General features: G+C 60.8%; 8 protein-coding genes. 5 read left to right on the top strand and 3 right to left on the bottom strand.

Going from position 1 to position 16707, the window contains the following annotated elements; all coding sequences use genetic code 11:
- Positions 1-213: 213 nt before the first annotated feature.
- Positions 214-4800, bottom strand: a complete 4587-nt coding sequence (locus CA236_RS04115) for a Calx-beta domain-containing protein (RefSeq protein ID WP_164518853.1) — start codon at positions 4798-4800, stop codon at positions 214-216.
- 590 nt (positions 4801-5390) lie between these two features.
- On the opposite strand from CA236_RS04115, the gene CA236_RS04110 reads away from it, so the two are divergent.
- The 5 genes from CA236_RS04110 to CA236_RS18695 all read left to right on the top strand — a co-directional run bounded on the left by CA236_RS04110 (position 5391) and on the right by CA236_RS18695 (position 13230).
- The gene (locus CA236_RS04110; protein ID WP_164518852.1) at positions 5391-6191 is read left to right on the top strand and encodes a hypothetical protein; all 801 of its coding nucleotides are present in this window, start codon (positions 5391-5393) and stop codon (positions 6189-6191) included.
- Between the two features lie 564 nt (positions 6192-6755).
- On the top strand, positions 6756-7574 hold the full coding sequence (locus CA236_RS04100) for a WecB/TagA/CpsF family glycosyltransferase (RefSeq protein ID WP_125944652.1): 819 nt from the start codon (positions 6756-6758) through the stop codon (positions 7572-7574).
- A gap of 101 nt (positions 7575-7675) precedes the next feature.
- The gene (locus CA236_RS04095) at positions 7676-10501 is read left to right on the top strand and encodes a cellulase family glycosylhydrolase (RefSeq protein ID WP_164518851.1); all 2826 of its coding nucleotides are present in this window, start codon (positions 7676-7678) and stop codon (positions 10499-10501) included.
- Between the two features lie 369 nt (positions 10502-10870).
- Positions 10871-12817 carry an Ig-like domain-containing protein gene (locus CA236_RS04090; RefSeq protein ID WP_164518850.1) on the top strand — a complete coding sequence of 649 codons (1947 nt, stop codon included), beginning with the start codon at positions 10871-10873 and terminating at the stop codon, positions 12815-12817.
- 194 nt (positions 12818-13011) lie between these two features.
- A complete protein-coding gene (locus CA236_RS18695; RefSeq protein WP_164518849.1) occupies positions 13012-13230 on the top strand; it encodes a hypothetical protein in 219 nt (72 codons plus the stop codon).
- On the opposite strand, the gene CA236_RS04085 is transcribed toward CA236_RS18695, so the two are convergent.
- A complete protein-coding gene (locus tag CA236_RS04085; protein ID WP_164518848.1) occupies positions 13220-15262 on the bottom strand; it encodes an acyltransferase family protein in 2043 nt (680 codons plus the stop codon). The two genes, CA236_RS18695 and CA236_RS04085, sit on opposite strands and share 11 nt — an antisense overlap.
- Before the next feature lie 333 nt (positions 15263-15595).
- Complete coding sequence (locus CA236_RS04080; RefSeq protein ID WP_277600062.1) at positions 15596-16705, bottom strand: acyltransferase family protein; 1110 nt, start codon at positions 16703-16705, stop codon at positions 15596-15598.
- Between the last annotated feature and the right edge of the window lie 2 nt (positions 16706-16707).

The raw sequence follows: 16707 nt of genomic DNA, 5'->3' as shown, positions 1-16707 counted from the left end.
CTGTATCATGGCCTCCTGCCCGTTCGAAGTATTAATTCAAGACGGAAAGCCTGAGCGTGCCAAAGCGCGGCAAGGCGAAAGGGGGCAAGGCATGCCGGCCGTTGCCGGCTACCAAAACCGGATAATGGGATGCCCGAGCGAATGAACCACGGGCATCGGCGCGATCAGGACCGGTCATGGATGCGTGACGCCCATGACCGGTCCTGCCCGGCCTTATCCCAGCGCAGCGAGGTCGGCGACGCCCACTGCCGATCCGATTTGGCTGTAGACGAAGTAGCTGACGCCATCGAGCTCGGCCACGCCATCGAATTCCAGCGCCTGCAACGACCGGCCGGTATCGGTCGTCATCGTCACCCGGCTGCCGTCGGTCAGGTCGAGCACCTTGTTGCTGCCAAAGGTGATCGTGCCGTTGCTGTTGTTGTCCCGGATCGCGACGGTCGTTAGCAACAGGTCGTCGGTTCCGAAATCGGTGATGCGGTCGCGACCGGTGGCACCGCTATTGTCGAACACGAACACGTCGCCATCGCCGCCGCCGGTCAGCACGTCGTCGTTGCTGCCACCGTCCGAGACGTCGCGACCCGCGCCACCGTTCAACCGATCCGCACCGGCACCGCCGCGCAGGATATCATTGCCGCCGAACCCGTCGATGGTGTCCGCACCCGCCGTACCCCTCAGCAATTCGCCGAAATTGCGAAAATCGAACTGGGCCATTGCCGGATCGTGATCCGACAGCGCCGGGTTAGTGCCGCCGCGGTTGTTGTACCCGGTGTTGATGTGAACGACGTCATAGGTGGCGACGCCGCCCAGCTGCTGATCTACCAGCACATGGTCGATCGCCTGCGACCGCCCGTCAAAGGCATAGGTATAGCGTTCCGCCTCCGACAGCTTGGTCACGGTCAGGTTGTCGAACCGTGCCCCTCCGACCCGGGCATTGCCGGCCGCATCGACATAACCGGTCGCGGCCTCAAGCGGGCGATAGAAATAGAAGTCGTTGAAGTCGCCGCCGGAAATGATCCGGTTGTCGCCATCGGCCTGCTGGATGCGGTCCATCATAGACCACAGGTCTTCGGCAATCGCGGTCCGCTTTTCCCAACCGGCGTTCTCGGGGCTGCCGGCGGGCAGGTTCTGGTCGATCTGCCAGAACTGCTCGCTGCCGCCCTTGGACGGCAGGTGATTCGCGGTCACATAGACCGCATTGCCGTTGAAGGTGAACTCGGCCAGGAGCGACTTGCGCGTGTTCTGCCAGTCGGCGGCGTTGATCGCGGCCGCGATTTCGCTGTCGTCATGGCCGATGCGATCACCCGCATCGCGCACGCCGTCGCCGATCCGGTCGGTGAACTGGCGCCGCTCGGCGATGGTCGCGTCGGCGGCCAGATCGCCCAGCTGCACCCGGTTGGTGTTGTAGAGGAAACCGACCCGGATGTTGCCACCGGGCTCGCCGCCTTCGGCATTATAGTCGGGGAGTTCGTCGACCCACTGATAATTCTGGCCGGTCGCCGCGTTCAGCGCGTCGGTCAGCATCTGCCACGTCTGCGACGCATCGCTGCCATTTGCCGAAATGCCGTCGCCGCTGCCGGCACCGTTATTGTCCTGAATTTCCTCGATCGACAGGATGTCGGGCGCATTGAGGTTGTTGGCGATGGCATCGGCGATTGCCGCGAACCGCGCGGCACCATCGGTCGGGTCGAGGTTTTCGACGTTGAACGTCGCAAAGGTGAGGGCGCGTTCGTCGGCGACGATCGTCGTCGTCTCGCGCACCGGCGTCGTGTCGGTGACCTCGCCCAGCGGTTGAGTGACGAACAGCTTCAGGTCGGTGAAGTCGAAGTCGAGAATGCCGATCACATCGCCCAGACGGTCGCCCATCGATGCGCCGTTGGTCAGGCCTGCGGGGGCGGGTGTCGCGAAATCGGTGAAGTCGATTTCGATGATGTCGGGATTGACGTCGCCATCGTGCAGGTAGCGCCCGCCCGAATTCACCGTGTCGAGCGTCGTGGCGGTATCGGGCGGCGACAGCGGCGGATCGCCGGCGATGGTATAGCCGCCGCGATCGTTGATCTGGTCCGCATTGGCGTGGACGGTCGAATAGGCCTTGAGGAACGGATCGCCGCCCGAAACGCCGACAAAGCCGTCGGCAACGACCATGTCGGGAATGGTGACGTGCATGCCTTCGATCGTTTCGAAGAAATCGAGCGCGCCCTGATCCGGATCGAAGCCATCGGCCGCATCATCGGCGCTGTCGGTATAGTCGGGCACTTCGTCGGTCAGCACCGCGTTCGGGATGGCGCGGCCGGTGCTGCCGTCGAGGACCAGCGTCGGCACCGCATTGCCGCTCGACGCGATCGAATAGGCGCCCGGCGTGACCAGCATGGTCCGCGGCAGATTCTGGAACGTCTGATATTCGATGACGTTGGCCGTCACCGTGACCAGGTCCCCGACCTTCAGGTCGGCGGCATAGGCGGCCAGCGTCTGACCGACATTGCCATCGGTGCGGGTCATCACGAATATGCCCTCGGACGTCAGGCTGCTCATGTCCCAGTCGGCCGCCTCTTCCATCAGGTAAAAACCCTGACGGGCACCGGTGCCGTCGAGCGCGGCCACGACCGCCTGGACCGTGACCGTGGTGGTCGATGCGGTGTTGAACGCCGAAATCCCCTGAGCGGCGAGGATCGGGCTGAAATGCGCGCTGCCCTGCACGTCGCTGATCAGCAGGAAATCGTCGTTCGCAATGGTGCCGGCGCCCAGGCCGTCGGCGATGATCGCGCCGCCGGTGGCATCGGACAGCGCGACGAAGAACGTCTCGTCGCCTTCGCCCTGCCGGTCACCGTTGACCGCGACGCTGATCGTTGCGCTGTTCTGCCCCGCGGCGAATTCCACGGTGCCGGACGTCGCGACGAAATCGCTGCCGGCGACCGCGGTGTTGCTGACCGTTTCATAGGCGACGGATACCGCGCCGGTGCCGCCGGTGCGCGTGACCGTGAAGGTCGCGAGCGTCTGGCCGGCATTGCCCTCCGCTACCGTCACGTCGCCGATCGACAGGGTAGGGGGCACGTCATCGTCGTTGCGGATCGTCGCAACGCCCTGCGCGCGATCGATCGTCGCGCCGTCGGTGGCGTTGGCAAGGTTGAGCAGGAACGTCTCGTCGGCCTCGGCCACCATATCGGCATTGATCGTCACCGCGACCTTTGCTTCGCGCTGGTCGGCGGCAAAGGTCAGCGTACCGGTGGTGGCGACATAGTCGCTGCCGGCGGTCGCGGTTGCGTCCGCGGTGGCATAATCGACCGAAAACGCGCCATCGGCGCCGTCGCGCAGGACGGTGAACTCGACGGTCTTCGTGCCGTTGTCACCCTCGGCAAAGCTGATGTCGGTCACGGACAGGCGCGGGCCGGCGGCGACGAACTGCTGTCCGTCATTCACCTCGCCCGGCGTGTCGTCGTCGATCAGCGCCCAGGTGAAATCGGCCGCTTCGTCGCCGGTGCCGACCCGGCCGGTGGCGGTATCGCTCTGTAAACCGTCCTCGGCGACCGCGACGTCGACGCTGGTCATGCCTTCGGCAGGGCCGCTGGCGGCGACGAACGACCCTTCGTAGCTGATGAACTCGACGACACTGCCATCGGGGCGGACCAGTGCGATGCCGTCAGGCTCGTTGCCGGACGTGTTGCCATTCTGGATCCCGGCATAGCTGACCGCGACCGTGCCGAAGCCGTTCGCCTGATCGGTGATGATCCCGCTGAGCGCGATCGTGCCATAGACCGACCGCTGTGCCGGATTGCCGTTGTACAGTGCGATCGACCAGTCGGTCAGGTCGGTACCCGCCACGCCCGCGATCTCGATGAACTCGCCGACGTCGCCACCGGCATTGTCGTAATGGAATTCATTGATCCAGGGCGATGTCGCCGGGTTCTCGATGCTGTCGTCGTTGGTGATCGTTCCGGTTGCCGTGTCGCTGGCGATCGTCGCCCCGCCGGTGGCGTTGGCAAGCGTGAGCACGATCGTCTCATCCGCTTCGACAAGGGTGTCGCCGGCGACCTCGATCGTGACCGTCCGAGTGGTTTCGCCATTGGCAAAGCTCAGCGTACCCGACGGCAGCGCACCCGTCAGGTCGGCGGCGTCGGCCGAACCGAATGCGGTCGTGAAATCGACACTGGCGGCGCCGGTGCTCCCCCGGACGCGATCGATCGTGAAGGTCAGCATGGTGGTGCCGGCATCGCCTTCGGCAATGCTGGTGTCGGTGACGGTGAAGCTGCCAGGCGCACCGGTGGTGACCGAAAAATTGCCCGGATAGTCGACACCGGCGGTGTCGTTGGTCGTCCAGTTGGCGGGATCGGCGATCGCCGCCAGGATATCGGCCGGGGTCCCGGTCAACGGACCGCTATAGGCGCCATTGTCGGCGGCAAAGGCCAGGGCGTCGGTGCCTTCCGTCAGCCCGGTCGGCACCGCGCTGGTGTTCGAGTTCGTCGCGTCGCCGGCATAGCTGGTGTTGTTGTCGGCGAAATCGATCGCGAACAGAAAGGTCGGGGCGCTCGCATCGCCGCTATAGGCCAGGATCTGGTCGCCGCCGGCCGCCGGGTTGAACTGACCGGTCAGGCCCGAGACGGTGACGACCGTCCCGATCGGGGTATCGGCGGGAACGACATAGGAAACCGTACCCTCATTGGCACGGAACCCGCCCGCGGCCAGCCAGCCATTGTCGGTGAAATAGATCGTTTGGCCCGACAGATCGGCCAGCAGCACGAATGCGAACGACTTGACCCCGGTATCGGCGCCATAGCCGACGATCGCGATATCCCCACGCTGCGCCATATCATACTTCCCCCATTGTGGCCGGTAACCCGCCGGCCAGTAGAACATCCTGCGGATCGCGGCGGCCGCGATACGCAGATTGAATGGGCGACCGCCTATGCGTTGATCATGACAGTTTTGGTAACAACGAGTTAACCAGGCTGTTTTCGTTAATGAGCCAGCGCAACGCTATCGGTCTGGCGCCGTCATTTCCTGGTTATCGCATCGGACTGCCGGGTCCCTTGCCCCCGAATGTCGGTCATCCCTCAATCATCAGGGGTAATCGCCATTTTTCCCGATCGGTACGCCAAGAGACCTTCTCCTCGCGAAAAGGAGCCGTTCCGGGGCCGAACCAACCGCGTTCCGGCAAAATATGCGTCGTTACGGCACAATCTTGATGAGATCGGCGCGGAACCATATGGTTAAGAAAATGTTAATGCGCTAAGGCCCTGAGCACTGAGGCAGTTGCCGACTCGGGGGGTTTCGCATGTGCGAAACCAGGGCCGTAACGAAGTAAAAAAGGGGCGAGGGGGCCGACGTGGTTGACACCCGGATGGCTGATTTCTCTTCCAACATAGTCGTTAGGCAGCAAACGCATTTTGAAAGGGACGATGATCATGGCATTCCGGGACAACAGCGTACTGATTTCGACCGCCGCAGCGCAGGACGTCGCAGCAGACAATAGCGATGGCATTTTCAATGGTGCTGATGGTGCCAACGCATTTGTCATTGCGAGCGGCAATGTCGGCGACGACACCTTCCTGAACTTCGGCAGCGATGACTCGATCATCACCGGCCGGCAGATTTTTGACGGCAACAACGACGGCTTTATCGCTTTCGGTCCGAACGGCGTGCTCGACGTTAACCGCACGGGCGGCGGCGCTCGCCGCGCCGGAAACGATCAGCTGCAGGTCGTTGGTGAAAATGGTGTCGACATCACCGAGATCCGCTACCTCGGCACCAAGGGCGGCAACTTCGCCTATGCCGACTCCGCGACGCTCCGCCAGCTAAACACCACGTTTGGTGCGGACAATGTCATGGAAGGCGATGTCAGCGACGACGTCATCGACATGTCCGATGGCGCAAAGGTGCTGCTGCATGACAACGGCCTGGGCCTCAACCTGGGCAGCGACGTCGTCAACGGCTTCGGCTCGGACGATCTGTTCGTCACCACCAGCAAGCTGTTCGACCGCACCGGCAACGACATCGTCACCTTCGGTGGCAATGATGTTCTGGACACCTCGGGTGCCGAAGGACCGATGTCGAGCGATCCGTCGACCGGCCCTGGCGGTCAGGTCGATTTCACCGGCATCGACGGCCTGGCATTCCTGGGTGAAACCGTTGGCGCCAACGGCGTAACCTACTACTACTACGGCACGACCGACACAACGGTTGATCCGTTCGCCGGCTAAAACCGTCGGGTCGGGCACGTTGCCGATCCGATTGGACATCAAAGGCCCACCCTGTTCGCAGGGTGGGCCTTTTCATGTTCGACTTTTACAATGCCCGAAGGACATCCCGGCTAACGTCGTTGGATACCGACAGGTCGGGCAGGAATGTTGCAAGCGCCACGCCTCCGGCAACACTCATCGATAGTGCCCAAAGCAGTCTGTATTGCCGGACAAGCGCTTTCTGCGCCCTGCTCACGGGTTGTCGACGTTCGCCACGGCGACGGTCCGTTCCCGATGCCATCGAGATCTGAATACGCCGTCGATCATATTGTTGCCGGCGCTCTGGATGCGACAAGGTTCGATACGCTTCGATCAGTGCCGCAGCATGGTCCCGAAGCTCGGCATCCGCATCACCAGGTTGCGCGCAATCGGGATGCCATTTGCGAATGAGGGTTCGGAACGCCGTGCGGACTGTTGCCGCGTCGGCCGTCGGGGAAACCATTAGAACATCGTAGTAACTGGAACAATTGCTCGACACCCCCAACCCCTTTAATTGCGGTCGAGATCGCGGCTTGCTACAAAGTCATGTATCGAGCGTTGAATTCATTGCTTAACGAGTTGTTGACCATGGAACCGTCCCCCCATTCGATGACGGCACCCGTCCTCTCGCCTCGCAGCCTGATCGGACCGGTCTCGATCGCGGTTATGACCGAAGACGAAGCCATCCTCCGCGTGGAAGCGATGATCGATGCGAACGGCGAACGGATCGTGGCGTTCTGCAACGCCCACAGCGTGAACCTAGCGCGCAGGAATGGAAGATTGCGCGATGCCTTTGATCGGGCACTGGTACTGAACGACGGTATCGGCGTCGATCTGGCGCGCAAATGGCTCGAAGGTGCCCCATTCCCCGCCAATCTCGCCGGGACCGATTTCCTGACCCGGCTGTTGCGCGACCATCGCACGCCGCTGGCGCTCTATCTGCTTGGCAGCAAGCCGGGCGTTGGAAGTTTGACGACGGTCGGATTGGCGACGATCGCCCCCCAGCATCGTGTCGTCGGTATTCAGGACGGCTATTTTCCGGATACGCAATCCGACGCGGTCGTGGCCGATATCATACGGTGCAAGCCCGACATCGTCCTGGTCGGCATGGGTCAGCCCCGGCAGGAAATCTGGGCGGCACGTCATGCAGCCCAGACGGGGGCATTGGTGATCTGTGTCGGTGCCTATCTTGATTTTGTCGCCGGGGTCTTTCCCCGGGCGCCGACGTTGCTGCGCAAGTTGCGAGCCGAATGGCTGTACAGATTGATGCTGGAGCCGCGGCGGCTGTTCAGCCGCTATGTAATCGGCAATCCGAAGTTCCTGCTTGGCATCCTGAACGACCGTCGCCGACAGAAATCGCGGTAAATAGCCAATTAAGCAGCCGTCCTAATAGTTTAGCCAATGCCCGGCCTTATTTCCCAGCCAGAACAAGCGCACAATGCGACTATTGGGGCTGGGCAACCAATATGCTGGGAATCAATCTTTCAGGGGCAGAATTCGGCAAGGGTGACAAATACGGATATGACTATATCTATCCGTCGCTGAAGGATCTCAACTTCTACGCCGACGAGGGATTGACGCTGGTGCGTCTTCCGGTCCGTTGGGAACGTCTGCAACCGGAACCGGGCGGGACACTGGATGCCGCAGAACTGGGGCGGCTGACGACGTTTATGACCAACGCGGCAAAGGCCGGGGCGCAGGTCATCGTCGACGTCCACAATTATGGTCGTCATGACGGCAAGGTGATCGGTTCGCCCGAGGTCCCCATCGCGAGCTTCGCGGACTTCTGGTCGAAACTGGCCGGTGCGATCGGGTCCGAACCGGCGCTGCTCGGCTATGATCTGATGAACGAACCGCACGGCATGCCGTCGAAGACGACCTGGCGGGAAGCCGCGCAGGCCGCAACCGACGCCATCCGCGCGCTGGGCGACACCCACACGATCTTCGTCCAGGGTGAGCATTGGGCCAACGCGACGAACTGGGCGGCCAAGAATCCGTTCCTCGACGTTCAGGACCCGCTGAACAACATCGTTTACGAAGCGCATGTCTATTTCGACAAGGACGGGTCGGGCACCTACAAGGGCAATTACGATCAGGAGGGCGCCACCGCCGATATCGGCGAGCGCCGGATCCAGAGCTTCGTGGGCTGGCTGGAAGAGAAGGGGGCCAAGGGTTTCATCGGCGAGTTCGGTGTGCCGTCGGACGATCCGCGCTGGCAGGTGGTGCTCGACAATTTCCTCGAAACGCTGAACGAATATGGCCTGTCTGGCACCTATTGGGGGGCCGGGTCATGGTTCGACGGCTATCGCCTCGGCCTGCTCGACAAGAAGGGCAACCCGACCGCCGCGCTCGGCACGCTGCTGGAGCATGTCGCCGATGGTGCCGACATAGGTGTCGGATCCGAAGATCGCCCGACCAGCGCGGCCGCGGGCGGCACGCTGACCGTTGCGGCGCCGCCATCGCCGACGGAGGAACCGACCCGTCATATCGGCACGTCGGGCCATGACAAGGTCGATTTCTCCGGCGTCACCGACGGCATCACCGCGACGCTGGACGGCGTTCATTTCGTCTCGATCGAGGAATTGATCGGCGGCAGCGGCGATGATGTTCTGACCGGCGATGCGGCGGTCAACCGGCTTCAAGGGAATGGCGGGAACGATCGCCTGGATGGCGGCGCGGGTGCCGACACTCTGATCGGCGGCATGGGCGACGACATCTATGTCGTCGACAATGTCGGTGACCGGGTGACCGAATATGTCGGCGAAGGCCACGACCATGTGTTCGCCGGCGTAAACTGGACGCTGGGCACTTCGCTCGAGGCGCTGACGATGACCGGCAACGCGATTTCAGGGACCGGCAATTCGCTGGACAACATCCTGACCGGCAATGCCCGCAACAATGTCCTGACCGGCCTTGGCGGTGACGACGTCATCGACGGGCGGGCGGGTGCCGACAGCATGACCGGCGGTACCGGCAACGACACCTATCATGTCGACAATCGTGGCGACATCGTCACCGAACAGGCGGGTGAGGGCACCGACCGCGTGGTCGCGACGATCGACTGGACGCTGGGCGCCAATATCGAAAACCTGACGATGGCGGGGGCCGTCCGGCTGACCGGCCGGGGCAACTCGCTCGACAATCGCATGGACGCGCATGATGCCGGTGCCACGCTGTACGGCGACAAGGGAGAGGACACGCTGACCGGTGCCGGGGGCGACGACGTACTGGTCGGGGGCGCGGGTAGCGACTGGATGACGGGCGGTGCGGGCAGGGACCGGTTCACGCTGCTGACCCGCGACGATTCAAAGGTTTCGGCCATGGACCGGATCCTCGATTTCACGCGCGGCGAGGATGTGATCGACCTGTCGGCGATCGACGCCAATATCAAGGCCGCCGGCAACCAGGCCTTCACCTTCATCGGCTCGGATGCCTTTACCAAGCGCGCCGGGCAGCTGCGCTATGACACGCGCGACGGCCACACCATCATCCAGGGCGACATCAATGGCGACGGCAAGGCCGATATCGGCATCCGGCTAGAGAATTTCACCGGTCGGATGGACGCCCGCGACTTCGCCCTGTCCAGCAGCGGGAACACCGCCAGCACGGCCAGCCTCGCCGGTCCGGCGAGCCCGGTCAGCCCGGCTAACCCAGTCAGTTCGGCCCTTCCGGTCAGCCCGGTCGGCAGCAACGAACGCGCTGTCGAAAACGACATCCCCGATGCGGTGATCCAAAACATGATCGTCACCACCGTCGCGCTGAGCGACGGCAACGGCGATGGCATCATCGGTTTTGGGAAGGACGGCACGCTCAACACCGCGTCCGGGGACATCATGATGCCCGGCGTCAGTGCGGTGCGCTTTCTGGGAGAAGTGGGCAAAGGCCAGTTTGTCTATGCCGATGCCGCTATCCGACCCGATGGCGCGCAGGAAGGCCGCGTCCAGTCCAGCGATATCCTGACCGGCGATGCCGGCGACAAGGTGGCGGATATCTTCTTCTTCGACACCGTGCTGGACATGGCGCTGGGCGCCGACAGGATTGTCCGTTTCGGGGCCAGGGACATCATGGTCGTGACCGAAGCGATTGCCGATGGCAATGGTGATGGCATCATCGGCTTCGGGTCGGACAAGATCCTCGATCTGCCGGGCACGGGCAGCACGCTGTCGATCACCGATGTGGCGAACAAACCCGTATCCACCATCGAATATGACGGATCGATCGAGCGTGATGGCGTGACCTATTATGTCTACAGCTTGGCGGGATCCCCGGCCGGGCTGGAAACGCTGGCCTGACCTCTATCGGATGATCGGGGTGGCGACCGATCGGTTGCAGACCTGTCCCTGGCAAACCGTTCACCATATGCGTTGCCGGTGCGAATACATGGTCGCATGTGGTGTTACGTACCCCAAAGGCCGCAGATATCTCAAGGAGAGCATCCTGATCGGGTGCTCTCCTTTTTAACTTATCAGCCACCATCAGCGTTTTCCGCTGCGTAGCAGCAAAATAAGAACAGCCTTGTCGGCTGTCGATGCTATTGCCTTATTGACAAAACAGGAGGATGGTTAATCCGGCACTAGTGAAGCGACTCACTACCGTGTTCGTTAACATTGTCAGTTGCGTTCCTGCGTTGAGTATTTCCCTCATCGAGAATGGAGGACGTCATGTCTTTGAACGCGAACTATACTTTCGTGGGCAACGGGAACTGGTCGATCGACGGCGTCGGGGGACAGGCGACAGGTGGCGGCATCGTATCGGCGATCGTGCCTGAAGGATCCCGGGTCGAAGCTGCCTTTCTCTATGGTTCGACCTATTTTTCCGGCACCGTTGATTCCGCGACATTGTCTCTGGGCGACGACACGCTGACCGTCAGCGACTTTGATGCGCTTGGCGTCAGCGGCCCAACCAGCCTTCAGGGCTATCGCGCCGACATTACCGCGTTCATCCGCGAGGCGGTGGGCGATGGCGATGAAGATGTCTTTGATTTTAATCTGGACGGTATCAGCGGCCTTAATGTCGACGGCTTTGCGCTCGTCATCGTTTATTCGAACCCCGACGAAAGCCTGCGAACGATCGCGCTGCTCGACGGGTTCAGCAATCCCGACGGCGACGAATTCGCGCTTGGCTTCGACGAACCGGTCGATACCACCCAGGATGGGTTCGAAGCGCTGCTGTCGCTCGGCATAGGGTTCGGATTCCAGGGGGGCGAACAATATTCGCAGGTGACGGTCGACGGCCGCCCGTTGACGACCTCTGCCGGCGGATCGGATGATGGTCAGGCGGCCAATGGCGGATTGCTCACCATCGGCGGTATCGGCGATGATCCCGCCAATCCCGATCCCGGCGCGCTGCCCGACGGCGATCCGCGGATTGATGACGAGCTGTATGATCTGGCGCAGGGCAATTCGGTCAATGCCGCCCCCTTCCTTGCCGATGGCGCGGAAAGCATTTCGGTAACGACGCTGAACCCGTCGGACGACGACAATATCTTCTTTGCCGGGTTCAACATCACTGCGGTCGTTGCGGTCGACACCGACGAAAACGATGCCCCCGTGGCGGCATCGGACATGGTCACCGTGCTCGAAAACGGGATGGTGATAATCGCGCCGCTTGCCAATGATTTTGACCCCGATGACGGCGACAGCTTCACGCTCAGCGGTTTCGACGCAAGCGGCCTGGTCGGGAACCTGAGCGACAATGGCGACGGTACCTTCACCTATGACCCCAATGGCGCCTTCGATGCGCTGAACGAGGGTGAGAGCGCGACCACCAGCTTCAGCTACACGATCACCGACGGTGAATTGTCGAGCAGCGCGACCGTGACCATCACCGTCAACGGCGTCGGCGGCGACACGCCTCCGCCCCCGCCAGGCGATTGCCCGACGATCGACCGGCCAGGCACCGTCGACGGATCGGGCGCAGCCGATCAGATGCTGACCGGCGCCGACTATCACAACAGCTTCTTCTTCGGCGGCGACGACAGCGGCGACGACAGCATCACCAATTTCGCTGCCGACGACATCCTCGTCACCGATGTCGCGCTGCGCGACGGTAACGGCGATGGCATCATCGGTTTTGGCAGGAACGGGATCCTCAACACCGCATCGGGCAGCGTCGCGATCACCGGCACCAGCGCGCTGCGCTTTCTGGGCGAGGCCTGCGAGGGAAGTTTCGTCTATGCCGATGCCGCCGTTCGCCCTGATGGCGCGCAGGAAGGCAAAGTCCTGTCCGACGATGTCCTGTCGGGCGATGCCGGGGATACGGTGGCCGACATCTTCTTCTTCGACACCGCGCTCGACCTGGCGCTGGGCGACGACACGATCGCGAATTTCGGCGCGAACGATATCCTGGTCACCACCACAAAGGTCTTTGATCGCAACAATGACGGGACGGTCGGCTTCGGCTCGGACGGGATCCTCGACCTGCCGGGCGGTGTCGGCGGCCCCGGCGATCCGGGCTCACCGGGTGAAGGGGGCATGGTGACGATCACCAACATGATGGGCGGCGCCGTCTCGGCGCTGGAATATGATGGATCGGTCGAGCGCGATGGCGTGACCTATTATGTCTACAGCCTGTCGGGATCCTCGGCGGGGCTGGATACGCTGGGCTGAATTCGCTCACTCACCACCGGGGGAGGCGGCCGGTCGGCTGCTCCCCCGGCTTTTCGAAGTCGTTCATCACAAACGGTGTATCCCGGCCCTTGCTGGCGAGCACCGCACACCGGGCCCCCCCACAATAGTAGCGCGATCTTAACATAGACCTATCGTTAACCACTCCAAGCCATAACGGTTACGGGAGAATCGCGATGCTAGTCGAAATTGCCAGGCTGATTGCCGATGTCGAGACGATGGGCGGCGACCCGCTCAGCGAAATTCTGGCTCCCAGTGAAATCCGGGCAATCGCCGAGACGATCGTCGCATCGAACCTGCTGGCCGGCGCCGCGGACAAAGCCACGGCCTATCCCCCGCATATCGCGTGGATGGCTTCGCTTCCGCCGCACCTGCACGATTGCTTCAGCGCCTGACACCGGCCTGCCGGGAAGCGGTGCGCGAATGATCGATATCGGCCATGATCGGTGTCAGCGCGCTGGCAAGATAGGGGGCCAGCGTCCGGACGAACGTGTTCGTCATGTGATGCCGGTCCGAATACATGACGATATTGCCCGCGACCACGGGGCACTGGTCATCGGGACACAGATGATCGGTCAGGTCGAGGAAGTGGATCCGGGGGTCGGAGCGGACGTCCCGGAACGGATTTATCGCGGCAAATGCGTCCGATTTGGCCATCGTACACAGGTTGCTGTCGGGGCCGTTGACCTGAACACATTCGGGAATGTCGTTGCGGAACCACGGATTGTCCCGGATCGCAACGACATGAATACCAAGCGGCGTCAGTTTGGCCCATCGCTCGGCAAATTGGGGCACGACGTGCTCGCGTGAACCGTCCTTGCCATGGGCCGCGGTGGTAAACACGATGTCGGGCTTGAGTTCGGTTAGCCTGGCCATCAGGTTTTCATTCCACCGTGCACAGGAACGATCGTTTTTCGACGTACCGGTTCTGGGCGTAGCGAAAACGCAGCCGCTTTTGGTAAAGGTTACCATGCGCCACCCTTGGCCGGTGACGATCGGTTCGAGAGCGGAATAATAATGCGCGCTGTGCGACCCGCCGACCAGCGCCAGCACCCGTCGGGCGCCGGGATCACCGAACGTGCAGCTGATCAGCCCCGCCTTGTCGATGTCCTGATGGCATTTCTTGGCATAGAGCGGCGACACGTCGCGCTTCATCCACAACGGGCCGGGCCTGATCGGCACACGTCCATCGGCGGCGAAGTACCGGCCATCGAACACGGCGGCACCGGGATAGCGGCCAGGATCGGGCTTCATCAGCTTGTCCGCCGACACCGCCTGCGCGGTCTGGATCTTCCATGCGCCATCGCCGAGCGTGGTGGCGGCAACCGCGGCTGCGCCAACCGCGATCGTGCGCCACGGCCGGTCCTCCCGCACCTTCGAGAAGGGCTTTTCGACCAGGCGCGTGGTCAGCCAGGCAAGCAGGACGGACGCCACCAGGATCGCCGATCCGGCCGCGAACGAAGCCTGCGTCTGATAGGTTACGGTCAGGAACGCGATGAGCAGCGGCCAGTGCCACAGGTACAGCGCATAGGAAATGCCGCCCAACCAGTTCAGCGGCTTGATCGACAGCAGGCGGCGCACGCTGAACCGGTGTTCGCCTTGCCCGCATAACAGGATCAGCGCCGCGCCAAGCGTCGGCCACAACGCGGCATAGCCCGGAAATATCGTCGACACCTGCAACAGGATGCCGCAGCTGATCACCAGGAACAGCCCCAGCCATCCGCCGATCAGCTGGACGATCACGGGCAACCGCACGCGCGCCAGCAACACGGCGGTAAGGCCGCCGAGCGCAAACTCCCAAATACGGGCAAAGGTGTTGAAATAGGCGACCGGCTGATTGGTCGCAGTCGCATACACCGAATAGGCGAACGACAAGACGAACACCGCGACCAGGACAATGATCGCTGTGCGTTCGCGCCGTTCCGCGCGGTTGCGCAGCAAAAGGCCGGTAACCGTCATCGTCAGGCACAGCAGGACCAGCGCCTGCACCTGTGCCGACATTGCCCAGTAATGCTGCAGCGGGCTGGCCACTTCGTCCCGGGCCAGATAGTCGACCGCCGACCATGCCAGATACCAGTTCTCGACATAGATGGTCGAGGCCAGGACATGGACGACATGGCTCGACCATCGGGTCTGCGGCATCCAGAACGGTGCGGTTGCCAGGACGACCGCGATCACGAACAGCGACGCCGGCAGCAGTCGTTTTACGAGCCGCCCGACGAACGCGACGAAATCGACCCGGCCAGTGGCGCCAAGTTCGCGAACCATCGATCCGACCAGCAGGAATCCCGACACGACGAAAAACACGTCGACGCCGCCCGAAACCCGTCCCACCCAGATATGAAATGTCGCGACCAGCAGCGCGCCGATCGCCCGCAGGCCTTGAATATCGTCACGCCGATTCTGACGCGGACGGGATACTGTCACCCTGAAGCCCTCTGACCGTGTCTGCAACTACCCAGACGTGACTGATTGCTATCGCTTAAACAACGGCGATCCGATCGCCGACTGCATCGTAACGGTACAAACCGCCGTTTCCGATACGCCACCGAGGCGATGTCCGCTCAACAGTTGACGGGGCCAAAGAATGGCCCCGTGCACCGATGACAGCAAGATGCTGTATATTTCTGTTATTCATCCGTTTGCCACGTCAGCTATAAAGTCCGACGATGAACATCGTGCCAAGCCGACATCCTGTATTGCTGCAAGTTGGATACACCCGCAAAATGAAAGTATATCATAGCGCGATTGTGATTTAAGTTACGGTGTCCGAAGGGATTTTCCGTTGAACAATAAAGATAGCATCGGGGAAGGCGTAACTATATATCGGTGTAAAGCAAGGCAGACTGCATAGGCCATCGGAATAGATACAATATAAACAATAAGCCTATTGACAGTAAAACTGAACAACAGCCAATCAACGCATACCAATACAAAAATATGGAACAGATATACCGTATAAGAACTGTCTGATAGATATCTTACCGCCTTATTTTGTTTAATAACGTACCTAGAGAATACGAAAAACATAATACAGCAAATATAGAATCCGGCAAATTCCTGTGCAAAGTGCCTTACGGCTTCACTCGGCGCAAAACCGATTGTTGTTGATATCGACCTGCCGTTTGACCAAACTGCTGCGAGAAATATCCAAGATACAATTGTTTGAAAGATACTCACGCTATGCATTGCGCTGAATACCTTTTTTGAATTATAGAATACTATTCCTAGCGCAAAAAACGGCGCATAGGTCAGTGTTGCCTGCACAATATAGTTAAACGGCCCTTCTTTGGTAAGATTCTGAAATAACAAAAAGTGCAACGCCCTTCCCACCGCAAATAGCCCGGAGGTAGTCACCGCGAGAATAATCAGTATCAGCCAATTTGGCATTTTTTCCAAAAATGCAACAACATTGTTGAATGGACTTATTTTAATTAATAAAGTAAAACCAGATAGAGCTACGCAGTATACAAGCAGTACTACTAAAAACCATATATGCAAATGCCAGCCAGCCCCATGCGTGTTTAGATACTCTCCTGGCATATTAAATGCATAATAATAGACCTCCGGATACTGGTCTTCTCTGGCATTCCATATATAAATAGTTATAGGATTGAAGATTAACAAAAAGACCATGATGGGTACGCCAAGCCGACGTATTCTATCTTTGGTTACCGCTCTCGAACCAATTTTCGCCGCCTGAAGCGCAAAGAAGTACCCGCCAATTATTATGAATAACTTCATTCTGAAAAGATGCGAAAAAGTCGTCACCGCTTGAGGTGCCCAATGGTGAACACCAGCAGTCAATGAGGCATGCAATACGACACCTATGGACATTACGAATGCCCTTAAGGCATCAAGGTAATGCATCC

The sequence above is a fragment of the Sphingomonas sp. ABOLG genome (assembly GCF_003950435.1).
Taxonomy (GTDB): domain Bacteria; phylum Pseudomonadota; class Alphaproteobacteria; order Sphingomonadales; family Sphingomonadaceae; genus Sphingomonas; species Sphingomonas panaciterrae.
The sequence above is the reverse complement of the archived record's forward strand: the minus strand, read 5'-3'. Positions and strand labels throughout refer to the sequence as shown.

Coding starts and splice junctions, on each gene's coding strand:
- CA236_RS04115 (WP_164518853.1), bottom strand. CDS start 4,800: ATGGCGCAGCGTGGGGATATCGCGATCGTCGGCTATGGCGCCGATACC.
- CA236_RS04095 (WP_164518851.1), top strand. CDS start 7,676: ATGCTGGGAATCAATCTTTCAGGGGCAGAATTCGGCAAGGGTGACAAA.
- CA236_RS18695 (WP_164518849.1), top strand. CDS start 13,012: ATGCTAGTCGAAATTGCCAGGCTGATTGCCGATGTCGAGACGATGGGC.
- CA236_RS04110 (WP_164518852.1), top strand. CDS start 5,391: ATGATCATGGCATTCCGGGACAACAGCGTACTGATTTCGACCGCCGCA.
- CA236_RS04100 (WP_125944652.1), top strand. CDS start 6,756: ATGTATCGAGCGTTGAATTCATTGCTTAACGAGTTGTTGACCATGGAA.
- CA236_RS04090 (WP_164518850.1), top strand. CDS start 10,871: ATGTCTTTGAACGCGAACTATACTTTCGTGGGCAACGGGAACTGGTCG.
- CA236_RS04080 (WP_277600062.1), bottom strand. CDS start 16,705: ATGCATTACCTTGATGCCTTAAGGGCATTCGTAATGTCCATAGGTGTC.